This is a genomic window from Streptomyces sp. NPDC051018, assembly GCF_044456085.1.
Classification (GTDB): domain Bacteria; phylum Actinomycetota; class Actinomycetes; order Streptomycetales; family Streptomycetaceae; genus Streptomyces.
Genome location: NZ_JBITFN010000009.1, coordinates 247,145 through 264,804 on the forward strand (window position 1 = coordinate 247,145; position 17,660 = coordinate 264,804).

General features: G+C 70.6%; 15 protein-coding genes and 1 other RNA gene. 3 read left to right on the forward strand and 13 right to left on the reverse strand.

Annotated features, from left to right (window positions below; genetic code table 11):
• Positions 1–56: 56 nt before the first annotated feature.
• Together ACIBCM_RS18155 and ACIBCM_RS18160 are read left to right on the forward strand one after the other, a co-directional pair.
• Positions 57–1,226, forward strand: a complete 1,170-nt coding sequence (locus ACIBCM_RS18155) for a sensor histidine kinase (protein ID WP_399244285.1) — start codon at positions 57–59, stop codon at positions 1,224–1,226.
• Positions 1,223–1,927, forward strand: a complete 705-nt coding sequence (locus ACIBCM_RS18160; protein WP_399244287.1) for a response regulator — start codon at positions 1,223–1,225, stop codon at positions 1,925–1,927. The genes ACIBCM_RS18155 and ACIBCM_RS18160 overlap by 4 nt, the downstream gene beginning before the upstream one ends.
• Here ACIBCM_RS18160 and ACIBCM_RS18165 read toward each other — a convergent pair.
• Entirely contained in the window at positions 1,900–2,460 is a 561-nt protein-coding gene (locus ACIBCM_RS18165) for a YqgE/AlgH family protein (RefSeq protein ID WP_399244290.1), read from the reverse strand. The two genes, ACIBCM_RS18160 and ACIBCM_RS18165, sit on opposite strands and share 28 nt — an antisense overlap.
• Before the next feature lie 243 nt (positions 2,461–2,703).
• On the opposite strand from ACIBCM_RS18165, the gene murA reads away from it, so the two are divergent.
• On the forward strand, positions 2,704–4,044 hold the full coding sequence (murA, locus tag ACIBCM_RS18170; protein ID WP_399244292.1) for a UDP-N-acetylglucosamine 1-carboxyvinyltransferase: 1,341 nt from the start codon (positions 2,704–2,706) through the stop codon (positions 4,042–4,044).
• A gap of 241 nt (positions 4,045–4,285) precedes the next feature.
• Here the strand turns inward: murA and ACIBCM_RS18175 are convergent, their stop codons facing one another.
• The 12 genes from ACIBCM_RS18175 to ftsE all read right to left on the reverse strand — a co-directional run bounded on the left by ACIBCM_RS18175 (position 4,286) and on the right by ftsE (position 17,509).
• The gene (locus ACIBCM_RS18175) at positions 4,286–4,567 is read right to left on the reverse strand and encodes an HU family DNA-binding protein (RefSeq protein WP_004571953.1); all 282 of its coding nucleotides are present in this window, start codon (positions 4,565–4,567) and stop codon (positions 4,286–4,288) included.
• 332 nt (positions 4,568–4,899) lie between these two features.
• Positions 4,900–6,336, reverse strand: a complete 1,437-nt coding sequence (locus tag ACIBCM_RS18180; protein WP_399244296.1) for an NAD-dependent malic enzyme — start codon at positions 6,334–6,336, stop codon at positions 4,900–4,902.
• Between the two features lie 449 nt (positions 6,337–6,785).
• Positions 6,786–9,338 (reverse strand): HelD family protein, encoded by a 2,553-nt coding sequence (locus ACIBCM_RS18185; RefSeq protein WP_399244422.1) that lies wholly within the window; start codon positions 9,336–9,338, stop codon positions 6,786–6,788.
• A gap of 149 nt (positions 9,339–9,487) precedes the next feature.
• Positions 9,488–10,321, reverse strand: coding sequence for a zf-HC2 domain-containing protein (locus ACIBCM_RS18190; protein WP_399244299.1), 834 nt, complete (start codon positions 10,319–10,321; stop codon positions 9,488–9,490).
• A complete protein-coding gene (locus tag ACIBCM_RS18195; protein WP_399244301.1) occupies positions 10,318–10,965 on the reverse strand; it encodes a sigma-70 family RNA polymerase sigma factor in 648 nt (215 codons plus the stop codon). The genes ACIBCM_RS18190 and ACIBCM_RS18195 overlap by 4 nt, the downstream gene beginning before the upstream one ends.
• 123 nt (positions 10,966–11,088) lie before the next feature.
• Positions 11,089–11,709, reverse strand: a complete 621-nt coding sequence (locus tag ACIBCM_RS18200; protein ID WP_399244303.1) for a CGNR zinc finger domain-containing protein — start codon at positions 11,707–11,709, stop codon at positions 11,089–11,091.
• 147 nt (positions 11,710–11,856) lie between these two features.
• The gene (locus tag ACIBCM_RS18205) at positions 11,857–13,095 is read right to left on the reverse strand and encodes a serine hydrolase domain-containing protein (protein WP_399244306.1); all 1,239 of its coding nucleotides are present in this window, start codon (positions 13,093–13,095) and stop codon (positions 11,857–11,859) included.
• A gap of 387 nt (positions 13,096–13,482) precedes the next feature.
• Positions 13,483–13,877: a transfer-messenger RNA gene (gene ssrA, locus ACIBCM_RS18210) on the reverse strand.
• Positions 13,878–14,137: 260 nt separating this feature from the next.
• The gene (smpB, locus tag ACIBCM_RS18215; protein ID WP_399244309.1) at positions 14,138–14,617 is read right to left on the reverse strand and encodes an SsrA-binding protein SmpB; all 480 of its coding nucleotides are present in this window, start codon (positions 14,615–14,617) and stop codon (positions 14,138–14,140) included.
• 18 nt (positions 14,618–14,635) lie between these two features.
• The gene (locus ACIBCM_RS18220; protein WP_399244311.1) at positions 14,636–15,796 is read right to left on the reverse strand and encodes a S41 family peptidase; all 1,161 of its coding nucleotides are present in this window, start codon (positions 15,794–15,796) and stop codon (positions 14,636–14,638) included.
• A 67-nt stretch (positions 15,797–15,863) separates the two neighbouring features.
• Entirely contained in the window at positions 15,864–16,781 is a 918-nt protein-coding gene (gene ftsX / locus ACIBCM_RS18225; protein WP_399244313.1) for a permease-like cell division protein FtsX, read from the reverse strand.
• Between the two features lie 38 nt (positions 16,782–16,819).
• Positions 16,820–17,509 (reverse strand): cell division ATP-binding protein FtsE, encoded by a 690-nt coding sequence (gene ftsE, locus ACIBCM_RS18230; protein WP_389269500.1) that lies wholly within the window; start codon positions 17,507–17,509, stop codon positions 16,820–16,822.
• Between the last annotated feature and the right edge of the window lie 151 nt (positions 17,510–17,660).

Consider the following 17,660-nt stretch of genomic DNA (forward strand, 5'->3'; position numbering starts at 1 on the left):
CCGTCTCCGTCCCGGGACGGAGGCGCGCGGTGCCGTCCGGGCTCTACGGTCGGGGGATGACCGTCGACCGACAGCCCGGCAAACGGCTGATGGCCCGGGACGCGATCGCGGTGGCCGCGTATCTGGCCGTGATCGCGTCCACCGGGTCCGCGGACAGCGTCCGCGACCCGGCCGCTCCCCCGTGGCTGCTCATGGTGATGGTGGCCGCAACGGTCCTGCCGACCGCGGTACGCCGGCTCTGGCCGCTGCCCGTCTTCGGCTGGGTGCTCGCCGCGACCTGCGCGGCCGTCCTGCTCGACGCGGTGCACGATCCGTTCGTCCCGGCCGCCTTCGCGCTCTACACCGTCGCCGTCGAGAGCGGCACGGACCGCTGGTGGCGGCGGTGGCTGCCGGGGCTCGCGATCCTGGCGCTCGGACTGTGCGCGATGCTCGCGGTCGGGCCCGTCCGGGAGGGGAACTTCTGGTGGACCGGCGGCCCCGGGCTGATCCTCCTCGGCTTCGGCGCGCTGCTCGGCGCCTGGGAGCTGGGCAGAGCGGCCCGGGAGCGGCGCGCCTTCGCCGTACGCACCGCGGAGCAGCTCGCCCAGCGAGCCGTCACCGAGGAACGGCTGCGGATCGCCCGGGAACTGCACGATGTGATCACCCACTCGATGGGGCTCATCGTGGTGAAGGCCGGGGTCGCCAACCACGTCGTACGGTCCCGGCCCGGCGACCTCGATGTGGCCCATGACGCGCTGCGGGTCATCGAGGCGACCGGCCGGGGCGCGCTCACCGAGCTGCGCCAGATGCTGGGCGTCCTGCGCTCGCAGTCCGGGGAGCGGCTGCCCGCCGCCCTCGGTCCCGCCCCCGGGGTGGAGGACCTGCCGGAACTCGCCCGGCGCGCCGGGGCCGAGCTGCGGACGGGGAAACTGGACGGGCTGCCGGAGGGCGTCGGACTGACGGTGTACCGGATCGTTCAGGAGGCGCTGACCAACGTCCTGCGGCACGCCGGGCCCGGCGCGGCGAGCCGGGTGTCGGTGCAGGACGCGGACGGAGAGGTGTGGATCACCGTGAGCGACGACGGACCGCCGGCGACGGCCGCTCCGGTGGAGGGCCACGGCATCGCCGGGATGCGGGAGCGGGTGGCGCTGTACGGCGGAAGGTTCACGGCCGGTCCGCGCGGCGGGCGGGGCTTCGAGGTCCGCGCCACCCTGCCGTACGTCCCCGGCGGGGTGACGGCCCGGTGATCCGTGTCCTGGTCGCCGATGATCAGGCCCTGCTCCGCGGCTCGCTGCGGCTCCTGGTGGAGGCCGAGCCCGGGCTCGCCCCCGCCGGGGAGGCGGCCGACGGCGACGAGGCCGTACGGCTGGCGCTCGACACGCGCCCCGATGTGGTGCTGATGGACGTACGGATGCCCGGCACCGACGGAATCGAGGCGACCCGGCGGATCTGCTCCGCGCCCGGGACGGCGGCCACCCGGGTGCTGATGCTCACCATGTTCGACCTGGACGAGTATGTGTACGGCGCGCTCCGCGCGGGTGCCAGCGGCTTTCTCCTCAAGGACACCCCGCCCGCGGAACTGCTCTCGGCCGTACGGGTGGTGGCCGCGGGCGACGCCCTGATCGCCCCCGCCGTGACCCGCCGGCTGATCGCCGAGTTCGCCGCCCGCCCGGGACCGGCGCGGCCCGGCGCCACCGGGCTCGGCTCGGTCACCGGCCGCGAGCGCGAGGTGCTGGAACTGGTGGCCCGGGGGCTGAGCAACGGGGAGATCGCCCGCCGGCTCTTCGTCGGGCTCTCCACGGTGAAGACCCATGTCAGCCATCTGCTGGGCAAGTTCGGCGCACGCGACCGGGCACAGCTGGTGATCGTGGCGTACGAGAGCGGTCTGGTCGTGCCCGGCGGCGGGCCCGATCCCGGGGCTCAGTTCAGCAGGGGATCGTCCGGGTAGGTCGCGAACATGGCCAGTTCACTGCGCTGGCGGCGCAGGACCGCCCGCCACAGTTGCTCCGGCCGGGGCGAGGACACATCGCCCGGTTCGGACTCGACCACATACCAGGCGCCCTCGTTGAGCTCGCTCTCCAGCTGGCCCGGGCCCCAGCCCGCGTACCCCGCGAAGATACGCAGCGAGCCGAGGGCCGCGCCGACGATCTCGGGCGGTGCCTCCAGATCGACCAGGCCGATCGCGCCGTACACCCGCCGCCAGCCGAGCGGGCCCTCGTCGCCGGGGATGACGGCGACGCCGAGCGCGGAGTCCAGGGAGACCGGACCGCCCTGGAAGACGACGCCGGGCTCACCGGCGAGCGTGGCCCAGGACTCCAGGATGTCCCGGACGTCCACGGGCGTGGGCCGGTTGAGGACCACGCCGAGCGTGCCCTCGTCGTCGTGGTCGAGCAGCAGAACCACCGCCCGGTCGAAGTTCGGGTCCGCGAGGGCGGGTGTGGCGACGAGAAGCCGCCCTGTGAGCGAGGACACCTCGGTCATGCGACACATGATCCCGCATCTTCCCGCTCCGCGGGGGCGGAGCGGCACAGTGGGGTCCCCGCGCAGCTCAGAGCGCCGCTCCCCGCCCCGGCGGAGGGGGGAAGCCGTGTGGAATCGGCCGGACCGAGCGGTCTTGTACCAGAATCATTACGCTCCTGCACCACCCTCGCCCTTACAAGAGGGCCCCCTGCGCCCCGTACCCTTTTCCCTGACCCTCTGCCCCCACTCCGGAACGCGAGATTCATGACCGGCACAGACGATGTACTGCTTGTCCACGGCGGAACCCCGCTGGAGGGCGAGATCCGCGTCCGAGGCGCCAAGAACCTGGTGCCGAAGGCGATGGTCGCCGCTCTGCTGGGGAGCGAACCGAGCAGAATGCGCAATGTGCCCGACATCCGCGATGTCCGGGTGGTGCGGGGGCTGCTCCAGCTGCACGGGGTGACGGTCCGTCCGGGTGACGAACCCGGCGAGCTGGTGCTGGACCCGACGCACGTCGAGAGCGCCAATGTCGCCGACATCGACGCGCACGCGGGTTCCTCGCGCATCCCGATCCTCTTCTGCGGCCCGCTGCTGCACCGGCTGGGCCACGCCTTCATCCCCGGGCTCGGCGGCTGTGACATCGGCGGCCGGCCCATCGACTTCCACTTCGACGTACTGCGCCAGTTCGGCGCGAAGATCGAGAAGCGGGCGGACGGCCAGTATCTGGAGGCCCCGCAGCGGCTGCGCGGCACCAAGATCCGGCTGCCGTACCCCTCGGTGGGCTCCACCGAGCAGGTGCTGCTGACCGCGGTGCTCGCGGACGGCGTCACCGAACTGTCCAACGCGGCGGTCGAGCCGGAGATCGAGGACCTCATCTGCGTACTGCAGAAGATGGGCGCGATCATCTCCATGGACACCGACCGGACGATCCGCATCACCGGCGTCGACCGCCTCGGCGGCTATACGCACCGGGCGCTCCCGGACCGCCTGGAGGCGGCCTCCTGGGCATCCGCGGCGCTCGCGACCGAGGGCAACATCTATGTGCGGGGCGCCCAGCAGCGCTCGATGATGACCTTCCTGAACACCTATCGCAAGGTCGGCGGCGCGTTCGAGATCGACGACGAGGGCATCCGGTTCTGGCACCCCGGGGGCTCGCTGAACGCGATCGCGCTGGAGACGGACGTCCACCCCGGCTTCCAGACCGACTGGCAGCAGCCGCTGGTGGTGGCGCTGACCCAGGCGGCGGGTCTGTCCATCGTGCACGAGACGGTGTACGAGTCCCGGCTCGGCTTCACCTCCGCCCTCAATCAGATGGGCGCGCACATCCAGCTGTACCGGGAGTGCCTGGGCGGCTCCGACTGCCGCTTCGGCCAGCGCAACTTCCTGCACTCGGCGGTGGTGTCCGGCCCCACGAAGCTCCAGGGCGCGGATCTGGTGATTCCGGACCTGCGGGGCGGGTTCTCGTATCTGATCGCGGCCCTGGCGGCGCAGGGGACCTCCCGGGTGCACGGGATCGACCTGATCAACCGGGGTTACGAGAACTTCATGGAGAAGCTCGTGGAACTGGGGGCGAAGGTGGAGCTGCCCACCGCCAGACTCATCTGATCCCGCGCTCCCCGGACGGACCGTACGCCGTCCCCGCCGCCGGAACCGGGTCCGGCCCTGGGCCAGGGCCAGGGCCCGGTGGTTCGGGACGACGGCAGCACACAGGGGCGGCCACCCGATGACACTCGGGTGGCCGCCCCTGTCGTTGTTCCTGAGTTCCTGAGTTTCTGGGTTCCTGATTTTCTGAGTTCCCAGGTTCCCGGGTTCCCGGGCAACTAGGTACGGCTGAAGCCCAAGAGGATTACTTCCCCTTCGCCGCTTCCTTCAGCTTCGAGCCCGCCGAGACCTTCACGCTGTACCCGGCCGGGATCTGGATCGGGTCGCCGGTCTGGGGGTTGCGCGCGGTACGAGCCGCACGGTGGGTGCGCTCGAAGGTCAGGAAGCCGGGGATGGTGACCTTCTCGTCGCCCTTGGCGACAACCTCTCCGACGGTCTCGGCGAGGGCGGCCAGCACGGCGTCGGCGTCCTTGCGGGTCACCTCGGCGCGGTCGGCCAGGGCGGCCACCAGCTCACTGCGGTTCATGTTCTTACTCCCGTGTTTCTTCTTGCCTGTGAGGCGTGAGATCGAAGCCGATGCTGCCAGGGCCCTCTGACAGTCCCCCGAACCGGGGTCCGCCAACGGAACCTCCCTGTCCGGTGGAATCTCCCCAGGGACGCAGGTCCTCGGGGAAGCATCCTGCCCCCACCAACGGCGGGAACGCCAATCCGGCACCCTCCCGAGTCACACGAAAAGCGCCACTGCCTCGTCGTGGTGACGTTCCGTCCACTCGGCTGGGACTGCCTGGAGTCGTCCGGGCCATGGTCCGCCACCCTAGATCGGCGCCGGGGGCCCCGCGACCCGCGACGCGCCGTAGGTCACGGGGACGTGGGACCCGTCACAGCCGGGCCGCCCGCCTTCGCGGCGTTGCGGACCGCTCCCGCGACCGCCCCGGCGACCTTGTCGTTGAAGACCGAGGGAATGATGTAGTTCGGGTTCAGCTCGTCCTCGGTGACGGTCTCGGCGAGCGCGGAGGCCGCCGCGAGCATCATCTCCGTGTTGACGGTCCGGGACTGCGCGTCCAGGAGGCCGCGGAAGACACCGGGGAAGACCAGCACGTTGTTGATCTGGTTGGGGAAGTCCGAGCGGCCCGTGGCGACGACCGAGGCCGTCCGGCGGGCGACCGCGGGATCCACCTCGGGGTCGGGATTCGCGAGTGCGAAGACGATCGCGCCCTCCGCCATGGCGGAGACGTCCTCCTCCACCAGGAGATTGGGCGCCGAGACCCCGATGAAGACGTCGGCGCCGACGACGGCCTGCCTGAGCGTGCCGGTGACACCCTCGGGATTGGTGTTGTCGGCGATCCACCGCAGCGCGGGCCCCGCGGTGGCGGGGTCGGCGAGGTCCTCCCGGCCCGCGTGGACGACACCGTGGATATCGGCGACGACGGCATGCTTCACACCGGCCGCGATCAGCAGTTTCAGGATCGCGGTGCCGGCCGCGCCCGCACCGGACATCACGACCCGTACATCCGAGACGGCCTTGCCGACGACCCGCAGCGCGTTCGTCAGGGCGGCCAGGACGACGATCGCGGTGCCGTGCTGGTCGTCGTGGAAGACGGGGATGTCCAGGGCCTCGCGCAGCCGTGCCTCGATCTCGAAGCAGCGGGGCGCGGAGATGTCCTCCAGGTTGATCCCGGCGAAACCGGGCGCGATCGCCTTGACGATCGCGACGATCTCATCGGTGTCCTGGGTGTCCAGGCACAGCGGCCAGGCGTCGATGCCCGCAAAGCGCTTGAACAGGGCCGCCTTGCCCTCCATGACGGGCAGGGCGGCCTTGGGGCCGATATTGCCGAGGCCGAGGACGGCGGAGCCGTCGGTGACCACGGCGACGGAGTTGCGCTTGATGGTCAGCCGGCGGGCGTCGTCGGGGTTCTCCGCGATGGCCATGCAGACCCGCGCCACCCCGGGGGTGTAGACCATCGAGAGGTCGTCGCGGTTGCGGATCGGGTGCTTGGACTGCATCTCAATCTTGCCGCCGAGGTGCATCAGAAACGTACGGTCGGAGACCTTGCCGAGGACGACGCCCTCGATCCGGGCCAGTTCCTCGACGATCTCCTCGGCGTGGGCGGTGGAGGTCGCCGCGATGGTGACGTCGATCCGCAGCTTCTCGTGGCCGGACGCGGTGACATCCAGACCGGTCACGGATCCGCCGGAGGATTCCACGGCCGTGGTGAGCTGGGAGACCGCGGTTCCGCTCGCGGGCACCTCCAGCCTGACCGTCATCGAGTACGAGACGCTTGGCGCCGTTGCCATGGCCGGATTCCTCTGCTTTCCCTAGCTTCATCGCTCTGCGGGCCGGGGCCCTGGAAGTCCAGAGGCCCCGGCGGCGCCTACCGATGGTCGCACCTACCTGCCGGTAGCAGGTAATAATGGTCGTATTGTTTCCGGAAACTCCTTTCCACCATACGAGATGCTATGAACGCGGTGGAGACGGGGTCCCGGAACGAGAACAGGCCCGTGTCACCCCAGGGGTGACGCGGACCTGCGTCGGGTACTGCAAGTGGCACCGACCCGCCATGCTCGCCTCGCGGCAAGTGGTCGCTCGAAGCGACGAAGGTTGGGCCCGGGGGCTTGGATCGAGCCGGTGCCACACCCAGGCTAACAAACCACCCCGGCAAGTGATTCCCGCATCACCGGTTGACTCCTCGTCAGGCCCGCGCCCCACCGCGGGAGCTGCCGCCGGGCACCGAGCGAGGGGCCGCTCAGCCCCGCAGCAGCTCCGGCACCCCGTCCCCGTCCGGTGCGTCACGCCGGTCCGAGACGACCGTCAGCTCCCGGGTCGCCCGGGTCAGCGCCACGTACAGCACCCGCAGCCCGACCGCCGTACCGCCGGCGATCTCCGCGGGGGACACGACGACGGTCGCGTCGTACTCCAGGCCCTTCGCCTCCAGCGAACCCAGCGCCACCACCCGGTCGCCGAGCCCGTCGAGCCACCGCGCGGCCTCCGCGCGCCGGTCCATCGCCACCACCACACCGACCGTGCCGTCCACCCGGGCCAGCAGCCGTTCGGCCTCGGCCCGTACCGTCCGGCCGAGACCCGTGTCCGGGCCCGCGTCCCGGCCCTTGTCCCGGCCCGCGTCCCGTACGGCGGTGAAGCGCGGTACGACTCCCGTGGAGCGGACCGCGGACGGGGACTCCATACCGGGCATCGCCAGCGCCAGGACTCTGGCGGCCAGCTCGGCGATCTCGGCGGGATTGCGGTAGTTCACCGTCAGCTCGAAGCGGCGGCGCGGCCGGGTGCCGAGAGCTTCGTCACGTGCCTCGGCGGCCTCGGCGGGCTCCGGCCACGAGGACTGCGCAGGGTCGCCCACCACCGTCCAGGTGGCATGACGGCCCCGGCGGCCGACCATCCGCCACTGCATGGGGGTGAGGTCCTGGGCCTCGTCGACGATGACATGGGCGTACTCGGTGCGCTCGGCGGCCAGCCGTTCGGCGCGCTCGCGCTGGGTCTCCTGGCGCTGGGGCATCAGCTCCTCCAGGCCGGTGAGCTGGTCCAGCGGGTCGAACTCACGCTTCTTCCGGGGGCGGGCCGGGGTGCCGAGCAGCGTCTCCAGCTCGTCCAGGAGGGCCACATCGTGCACGGACAGCGACGGACGGTGCTCTCCCGGGCCCCTGCCCTCCCCCGTTCCGCCCGCCGGGCCGGTGCCGCTCGCCACGGGTCCCCCGCCCGCCGGGCCCGCGCCCGCCCCGACGAGCCTCCGCAGCGAGCGGGCCAGCGCCCGGGCCTCGCCCGGGGTGAGCACCCGCCGGGCCCAGCGCCCGAGCCGCCGCTCGTCCGCCATCGCCGTGAGCACCCCGAGCGGAGTCAGCTCGGGCCACCAGGCGTCCAGGAAGTCGATGAAGCCGTCCTCGGCCGTGACGTCCTCGTCGAAGGAGGACCGCAGCTCGGCGGCCAGCTCGGGGTCGGCATGCCGGTTCACGGCCCCGGACTTGGCCCACAGGGCGTCCAGCAGCAGTCTGCGGGCCCGGGGCCGCAGCAGATTGACCGGCGCGGTGCCGCCGAGGACGCTCTGCCGGATCCGGTCCAGCTCCCCGGCCTCCAGCTCCAGCCGTCGGCCGAAGGCGACCACCCTCAGCAGATCCGTACGCACCCCCGCGGCCGGCTCCGGGGGCTCCTCGTCGAAGGCGAGCTGCCCCGGCCGCCCGGAACCCGCCGGTGCGAGGGACGAGGAGGATGAACGGGATGAAGGGGACGAAGGGGGCGCCGCCCGGCCGCCCGGCCGCTCCAGCGCGCCCCTCGCCGCCTTCCGCAGCACCTTCACCATCCGCGAGGAGCCCTTGATCCGCGCCACGGCGGGGTCGTCGTACACGGTGGCCTCCGCGCCGTCGACGAGATGGCCCACCGCGCGGATCGCGACCTGCCCCTCCTCGCCCAGCGACGGCAGCACACCCTCGGTGTACGCGACGAGCAGCGGGGTCGGCGAGACGATCAGGATGCCGCCCGCGTACCGCCTGCGGTCCTGGTACAGCAGATACGCGGCCCGGTGCAGCGCCACCGCGGTCTTGCCGGTGCCGGGCCCGCCCTCCACATAGGTCACCGAGGCGGCGGGCGCGCGGATCACCAGGTCCTGCTCCGCCTGGATGGAGGCGACGATGTCCCGCATGCTGTGGCTGCGGGCCTGCCCGAGCGCGGCCATCAGCGCGCCGTCGCCGATCACCGGGAGAGGGGCGCCCCCGAGACGGACGCTCAGCTCGGGGCGCATCAGATCGTCCTCCACGCCGAGGACCCGGCGCCCCTTGGAGCGGATGACCCTCCGTCGTACCACCCGGCCGGGCGCCACCGGGGTCGAGCGGTAGAAGGGCGCGGCGGCGGGCGCGCGCCAGTCGATCACCAGCGGGGCGTACTCCTCGTCGAGCACCCCCATCCGGCCGATGTGCAGGGTTTCCCCGATGTCGGCGGTGCTGTCGGGGCGTACGGCGTCGTCGGCGGGCTCCACCGAGGTGTACGCGCCGTCCGGGCCCCGCTTGCCGTCCTTGCCGGGCAGCAGGTCGATCCGGCCGAAGAGGAAGTCCTCGTACTCGCTGTGGAGCCGGTTGAGGTGGACACCCGCGCGGAAGACCTGGGCGTCGCGCTCGGCCAGCGCGCCGGGCGTGCCGACCTGGCCGAGTTTCGCCGCGTCGTGCATGAGGAACTCGGCCTCGTGGATCTTCTCCTCCAGACGGAGGTACACCCGGTCGAGGTGTTCCTGTTCGAGCGCGATCTCACGGTCGCGGACACCGTCCCCGGTGCCTTCCGGGACCGGGTCCTTCGTGATCGCGTCCACAGCGGCTTCCTGCGCGGCCACCGAGGCCCCCTTCTGACGTGCACTGGGCAGCCGTCAACCGTACGCGAAGGGGGCGGTTCTGTCAGGCGGGGGCTCGCGGGTGATCGGGTGGTGATGGGGCGGCCGGGACCGGCGCCGGATCAGGCGTCGATCTCGACGAGCTTCTGGTTGTCGAAGGTACGGACCTCGAACCGGTCGATGTCCTCGCGGTCCATGGCCGCGCCGCCGTGGACGTACAGCGGGTTCTTGGACGCCTTGGTCGGGCCGTTCTCGATGCCGTAGCCCCACTTCGGAACCGCCCAGGAGGTGACTATCTCCTCCTCGCCGCTCTTGGAGACGGCGATGAGGTTGCACTTGAGCGGGCCCTTGACGTTCTTCAGCTCCAGGACGGTGTGGGTGCCCCAGCCCTTCTTCTCCATGCCGACGGCCGCGCTGACCCGGGTCGTCGCGTCCGTGGCCTCGATCTTCTCGTCCATGTGGTTGAAGAACGCATCCTCGGCCGGGGAGGTGGGGTGGGCGCCCGCCTGATTGCCGCCGGTGTCGCCGTCGGTGAGCACCACGGCGGCGACGGGGCCGCCGATGATCAGCGCGGCGGCCGCGGCGACCAGGAACATCCCGCGCCTGCGCTTGGCCGCCCGCTTGGCGGCGACCTCGTCGAGGAGCCCGCCGAGCACCTGGGGGCTCGGGGGCGCGGGCACCACCGGAACGGGCCGGGGCGCCGGCGCGCCCGCCCATCCGGCCGGCCGCATGCCCGGCAGATCGACCACGGTCGGGTCGGGGGCCGGGGCCGCGGCGGGGGCCTCGGCCAGCATGGCCAGCATCGGCTCCATTCCGGAGAATTCCTCGAGGTGGGCGGCGCAGATGTCACAGCCCGCGAGATGCATCTCGAACGCGGACGCGTCGGCGTCGTCGAGTACGCCGAGCACATAGGCGCCGACGGCATCGTGGATGGATTCCTGCTCACGCATGGTCATGCGGTGACCCCCCTCTCCTCCAGAGCGAGCTTCATGGAACGGAGTGCGTAGAACACCCGCGACCGCACCGTCCCACTGGGTATGCCGAGCGTCTCGGCCGCCTCATTGACCGTACGCCCCTTGAAATACGTCTCGAGTAGTACTTCCCGATGAGCGGGTGTCAAATCGTCGAGCGCATCTGAGAGCGTCATCAGCCACAACGCCTTGTCGATCTCGTCCTCCGCGGGCATGACCTCCAGCGGCGACGGGTCGACCTCCTGCGGCCGGGCCTGCCGGCTGCGGTGACCGTCGATGACGATGCGCCGTGCGACCGTCACCAGCCAGGGTCGGACAGAGCCGGTTGCACGGTTGAGCTGACCGGCGTTCTTCCAGGCACGGATGAGCGTCTCCTGCACCACGTCCTCGGCACGCTGGCGGTCACCAGCGACGAGTCGCAGTACATAGGCGAGCAGAGGTCCCGCGTGTTCGCGATAGAGCGCGCGCATGAGTTCCTCATCAGGTACTGAGGAGTCGGTGCGTGGCTTGTCGCTGCGATGGCGTGCCCTCTGCGGACGGTCATCGGCCACGGCGGCATCCTTGCGCACCTGAACCTCCCGGTCGAGACCCTGATTTCGGTGTACTCGGCTGACATGCTTGTCCCCCATCACTACGGGGGTGCCGGGCACATCACTCAATGAGGTGCCGAAAAATCCTCAAGATCTTTTCGGAAGTCCGGTTCCCTGCTCGTTTGCCCCAATTGGACCTGCCCTCAAGGGAATACGGGTGATTCAGGCCCGTGCCATGGCCGCCACCCGGCGCCGGTGACGGGCCACACGCTCGCGGTTTCCGCAGACTTCGCTGGAGCACCAGCGCCTGCGACGGCCGCGCGAGGTGTCCACGTACACACGGCGGCAGCTCTCCCCCTCGCACTGCCGCAGCCGGGCGCGCGCGAGGGGATCGGTCAGCAGCTCCACGGCGTCGCGGGCGACGGCGGCGAGGAGTTGACCGCATTCGGGCGCGGTCGCGAGGGTCCACACCAGGGTGCCGTTGTCGCTGTCCCGCACCGCCCGGACGGCGGGCGGCGCCCCCGCGGCCAGGGCGTTCACACGCTCCAGCGCGGATTCGGCGATCCGTCCCTCGATCTCGGCGCGCACCAACTGGCTGAGCCGCCCGCGCAGTTCGACGAAGCGCTCCACCCAGTGGCCATCCACGGCGGCCAGCGGGGTGCCCGCCGGGACGAGCCGGGCGCCCACCAGCCAGCTGCCGAGCCCGCCCTCGCCCGCCAGCGGCTCCTGCCGGCCCGTGCCCGTGCTCCAGGGGACGTCCGCGGTCGCCACCAGGTCCAGGCAGAGGCGGCCGGAGTCGAACCGCCAGTCGTACGGAGCCGTACGGGTCGCATCTGCCGTCATGCGCCTGTCACCGCCTCAAGGTCACTGCCTCAGGGTCACCACCGGGGTTCCCCTCCAGAGTGCCTGCCCGAACGTGCGGCCGGAACCCCCCGTTCTGTCCGGCTCCGGCCGTACGTCCGCCGGCGGGCCGCCGGTACGGGTGGTGTGTCAGTCGCGGGCGATGCCCGGTGCGATGTCCTCGTAGCGCTCCACGGGCGCGGAGGACCGCGCGGAGGCGGCGGGGGCGGGCTTGCCGCAGAAGGCGGCCTCCAGTGCCCGGGGCAGGGTGTTGAGCACGGTGCCGTTGTTGGAGGTGTTGGCGACCGCGGTGATGCTGCGGCGGCCGTCCTGGGAGGTGAACGAGGTGGTGTAGTACCCCTGGACGGTGCCGGTGTGCCCGTACACGGACACCCCGCACGACAGATCACGGCGGCGCAGCCCGAGGCCGTACCCCTGGGTGGCGTTGACCGGGGTCCACTGGCGCATCTGCTCCAGCTGCGCGGCGGAGGTCAGCCTGCCGCGCAGCAGCGCGGAGAAGAACGTGTTCAGATCGCGGGTGCTGGAGATCACCGCGCCCGCGCTCTGGGCCCAGGAGACGGTCTGCCGGGTCGAGTCCACCAGCGGCGCGCCCGCCTCGTCGGGCCTGAGATAGCCCTTGGCGTGGCGGGCGGGCATGGCGGTGGCCGGGTGGACGTAGAACGTGTCGCGGAGCCCGAGGCGGTTGATGATCCGCTCGCGGTACTCGGTGTGCACCGTGTTGCCGGTGAGCTTCTCGATGAGCATGCCCGCCACCACGAAGTTGGTGTTGGAGTACGAGTACGCCGACCCCGGCGTGACCGTCAGCGGCTTCGCCAGGGAGAGGTCCACCAGCTCCTGGTGGCTGAACACCCGGTTCCGTACGGCCTCGAAGCCGGGGACCGTCCGGGCGAACATGTCGTTCGTGTAGTCGTACAGCCCGCTGCGGTGGCTGAGCAGATGGCGGACCGTGATCCGCTGGTCGAGCAGTCCGGGCAGATAGGTGTTGACCGGGGCGTCGAGGTCCAGCTCGCCCTCGTCCACCAGCTGGAGCAGCACGACCGCCGAGAAGGACTTGGTGACGCTTCCGACCCGGAAGCGGTCGTCGGCGGTGATCGCGCGGCCGGTGGCCCGGTCGCCGACGCCCTCGGCGAGCCGGTGGACCGTGCCGTGGTCGTCGACCCTGGCCATCGCGCCCGGAGCGCCGTTCGCGAGGGCGGAGGTGAGGGTCGCGCGTACTTGGTCCAGGTCGGGCGCGGGCGTCCGGGGCGCGTGGGAGGCGGTGGTGCCACCGGGGACGGGTGCCGCGCCGGCGGACTGCGCGGGGACCGTCAGGAGCGACAGCACAACCGCGCCGAGCGCCGTGCCTTTGCCCACCTTGCCTGAGAGCATCTGGTTGTTCTCCCGATTCCGATTCTGTGGGGGACCGTGCCGCGAACGCGGACGACGGCACCACCTGTACGCACGGGAACCGGTCCCGGGTTGCATCCGTGAGGGTGAACTCATGGAGTTCTCGGGGATGTTCCGGACTGTTCCGGGAGGTTTCGGGAAGCTCTGGGATGCTCCGGCGAGGGCCTTCCCTTTTCCGCGCCCCGGCGCCACCGGAACCTCGGCGGGTCCGGCGGTGATCATGCGGTGATCACGGCGTGAGGGCCGGACGGCTGCCCGGCGCGGGCAAACGACGACGGCGCCTCCCGGGGGGAGGCGCCGTCGTCGTTATGGGATGACCGTACGGGCCCACCGGACGCCCCCTGGCGGGGGTGGCCGGACGAGCCGCACTGGTGGAGATGGCGGGAATCGAACCCGCGTCCAACGGTGCGGAACCAGGACTTCTCCGAGCGCAGTCCGCTGTGATTTTCTCGGCCCCGGAGATCACGCGGACAAGTCTCCGACGGGCTCAGTCACTGTTTGATTTCCCTCTGGACCCCGTGACCGGGTTCAGAGGTTTAGTCCCCTAGCTGACGCCAGGAACCGGGTCGGGAACAGTCCCCGGGCTGACGCTCCATGAGTGAAGGTTCGCTCTACTGCTTATTAGGCAGCGAGGGCGAAGGCTTCGGAGTTATCGCGCTGAGAATTGGCGATTATTGTTTGCGACATATGGTTAACGAGATCATTGCCGCTTCCTCGGCTCGCTTCCCCTGCTTCGACATCCGCTGTCGAAACCGATCATCCCCATATTGATTTAACAATTTGCGTTGACGCACCCCTCCGATGAGGAGCACGACCATCGTACGTGACAAACGGCCCCGGGTGCCAGCGTATTCCTCCCGGCGGGGCCGACGCCCTCCACACGGCCTCCGGATGGCCTCCGGGCAGCCGCCGGGCGCCCTCCGGACAGGGGTCGGGGTCCGGGGAAGGTCCCTGGAATCCGCCGTTTACCGCGGAGTGCCCAAGGGCTTGCAGGGAATCACGGGTGTTGCTTCCCCGCGGGCCCTCAGGCCCGCTGGCGGCGGCGGGCCGCCGACATCGCGCGGTCCGTCTCACGGCGGTCCTGACGCTCGCGCAGCGTCTGCCGCTTGTCGTACTCCTTCTTGCCCTTCGCGAGCGCGATCTCGACCTTCGCCCGGCCGTCCTTGAAGTACAGGGCCAGGGGCACGATCGTGTGACCCGTCTCCTGGGACTTGGACTCCAGCTTGTCGATCTCCGCGCGGTGCATCAGCAGCTTCCGCTTGCGCCGCGCGCTGTGGTTGGTCCAGGTGCCCTGGGTGTACTCCGGCACATGGACGTTGTGCAGCCACGCCTCGTGCTGGTCGATCTGGACGAATCCGTCGGCCAGCGAGGCCCGTCCCTGACGCAGCGACTTCACCTCGGTGCCGGTCAGGACGAGACCGCACTCATAGGTGTCGAGGATGTGGTAGTCGTGCCGCGCCTTCTTGTTCTGCGCGATCATTTTGCGCCCTTGTTCCTTAGCCATAGTGCGGTCATTTTCGCACTACGACCCCGCCCCGAGGCCACTCAATACCAGCTCGGCCCGTTTCTGGGCTTCCTCGCCCGCCGTCGAGAGGTCCGGGGTGATGCCCCGGCCGTCGACGCTCTGGCCCGAGGGCGTGCGGTAGTGCCCGACCGTGAGCTCGGCGACGGAGCCGTCGGCCAGCCTGCTCGGCATCTGCACGGAGCCCTTGCCGAAGGTGCGGGAGCCGACGGTGACCGCCCGGCCCCGGTCCTGGAGGGCCCCGGTCACCAACTCGGCCGCGCTCATCGTGCCGCCGTCCACCAGCGCGACCAGGGGTCTGTCGGTGTCCCCGCCCGGGTCGGCGTACAGGGCGAGCTGCTCGCCCTCCATGTCGTACGTGGCGACCAGACCGCCGTCCAGGAAGGCGGACGCGGCCGTGACGGCCTCGGCGACCAGTCCCCCGCTGTTGCCCCGCAGGTCGAGCAGGACACCCGCGCCCGCGGGTGCGCCCTCGACGGCCCTGCGCACCCGGTCGCCGGAGCCCCTGGTGAAGGAGCCGACCCTGATCATCACGGCCCCGCCGTCGAGACTCTCGACGGTGACGGACTCGGTGGGCACCGTCGTACGGACCAGGGTCTCGGTCCAGATGCGGCCCCGGCGCTCCAGGCCCAGGACCACACTCGTACGCTCGCCGCCCCGCAGCAGCGCCACGACATCGGTGACGGGCCGCCGGTCCACGGCCCGGCCGTCGACCGTGCGCAGCCGGTCGCCGGCCTCGATGCCCGCGCGCTCGGCCGGGCCGCCGGGCTGGACCCGCGCGACCTCGACCAGGCCGTCCCGGGAGCGTCGGGCCCACAGTCCGACACCGGTGTACTCACCGTCGAGGGACCGCTGGAACTCCTTGTACTCGTTCCTGTCGTAGACCGCGCCCCACCGGTCGCCGCTGCGGCTGACGGCCGCCTCGGCCGCCTCCGTACCGGATTTGCCCTCCGCCACGGCCCGGGCGGCGGCCCGGGTCACGTCGTCGCGGTCGACGGTCGCGCCGACGGGCCGGGCATCGAGCGGGCGGGGCCCCGCGTCGGGCTGGTGGGGCAGCGCGTCGGTGGCGGCCCCGGTGGCGAGCACGCTCAGAAAGACCAATGTCAGGGCCGCCCCGCGGCGGATGCGGCGGGGCCGAGGACAGAACTCCGGGCCCGGCATGGCGTTGAGTCTAGGACAAGCGAAAGGCGCCGTACGTCTGTTGCCCGTACGACGCCAGGGGCGGATGTCACACCTTGAGGTACTTGCGCAGGGCGATGAAAGCGGCAAGGGCGGGCATCAGGAGACCGATCGCGAGCACCAGCGGGAGCTTGGTGACGACCGCGTCCCAGCCGATGAAGTTGACCAGTTGCATCTTCTCGGCGAGCGCCAGACCGTTGTCGATCAGGAAGTACCGGCCGACGAGCAGCATGCCGGCCGCGACCAGACCGCCGAGCAGTCCGGCGAAGGCGGCCTCCATGATGAACGGCATCTGGATGTAGAAGCTCGACGCGCCCACCAGCCGCATGATCCCCGTTTCACGCCTGCGGCTGAACGCGGAGACTCTCACCGTGTTGACGATCAGCATCAGAGCGATGACGAGCATCAGCGCCATGACGAAGATGGCCGCGATGTTCATGCCGTTCATCAGGTCGAACAGATTCTGCAGGATGTTCCGCTGGTCCTGGACGGACTGCACGCCCGCCCGGCCGGCGAAGGCGGTTGCGACCACCTTGTACTTCTCCGGGTCGTCGAGCTTGACCCGGAAGGACTCCTGCATCTGGTCCGGTGTGATGGTGGCGGCGATCGGGGTGTCGCCGTACTGGTCCTTGTAGTGCTTGTACGCCTCTTCGGCCGACTCGTGATGGACCTTGTCCACCACGGCCATCTTCTCGAGGTCGGTCTCGATCTGCTTCTTCTGCTCGCTGGTGACCGCGCCCTTGGAGCACTGCGGCGAGGTCGTCGCGTCGTTCTTGTTGCAGAGGAAGATCGAGACGTTGACCTTGTCGTACCAGAAGTCCTTCATCGTGCTGACCTGCTCACGCATGAGCAGCGCACCGCCGAAGAGGGCGAGCGACAGGGCAACGGAGACGATGACGGCGAAGGTCATCGTGAGATTGCGGCGGAGACCGACGCCGATCTCCGACAGTACGAACTGGGCGCGCATCGCGTGCGTTCAGCCTTTCTTCCTGGAGTCCGGGTGGCTCAGTGCTGGTAGCCGTAGACGCCGCGGGCCTGGTCTCGCACGAGTCGGCCCTTCTCCAGCTCGATGACACGCTTGCGCATCTGGTCGACGATGTTCTGGTCGTGGGTCGCCATGATCACGGTCGTGCCCGTCCGGTTGATCCGGTCGAGCAGCTTCATGATGCCGACGGAGGTCTGCGGGTCGAGGTTGCCGGTCGGCTCGTCGGCGATCAGCAGCATCGGCCGGTTGACGAAGGCCCGGGCGATCGCGACGCGCTGCTGCTCACCGCCGGACAGCTCCCCCGGCATACGGCTCTCCTTGCCGCCGAGGCCCACGAGGTCCAGCACCTGGGGTACGGCCTTGCGGATCTCGCCCCGGGGTTTGCCGATGACCTCCTGGGCGAAGGCCACGTTCTCCGCGACGGTCTTGTTGGGCAGCAGCCGGAAGTCCTGGAAGACCGTCCCCAGCTGGCGGCGCATGTGCGGCACCTTCCAGTTCGAGAGCCGGGCCAGATCCTTGCCGAGCACATGCACCAGGCCGTGGCTGGCGCGCTCCTCGCGCAGGACCAGCCGCAGAAAGGTGGACTTGCCGGAGCCTGACGATCCCACCAGGAAGACGAACTCGCCCTTCTCGATCTCCAGGGAGACATCGCGCAGGGCGGGGCGGTTCTGCTTGGGATAGGTCTTGGAAACGTTGTCGAATCGGATCACGGGTGCACCACGGGTCAGCCGGGAGTAGAGGTGTGCGTGACACTACGCGAACGCGGCTGTGCGGTGGAGTCACCGGTCGGGGATGCGCCGTTTGTCACCTCATTTGTGACCCCCCTGAACGGGCGCCGTCCGGCGGGGCGCGCCGAAAGGC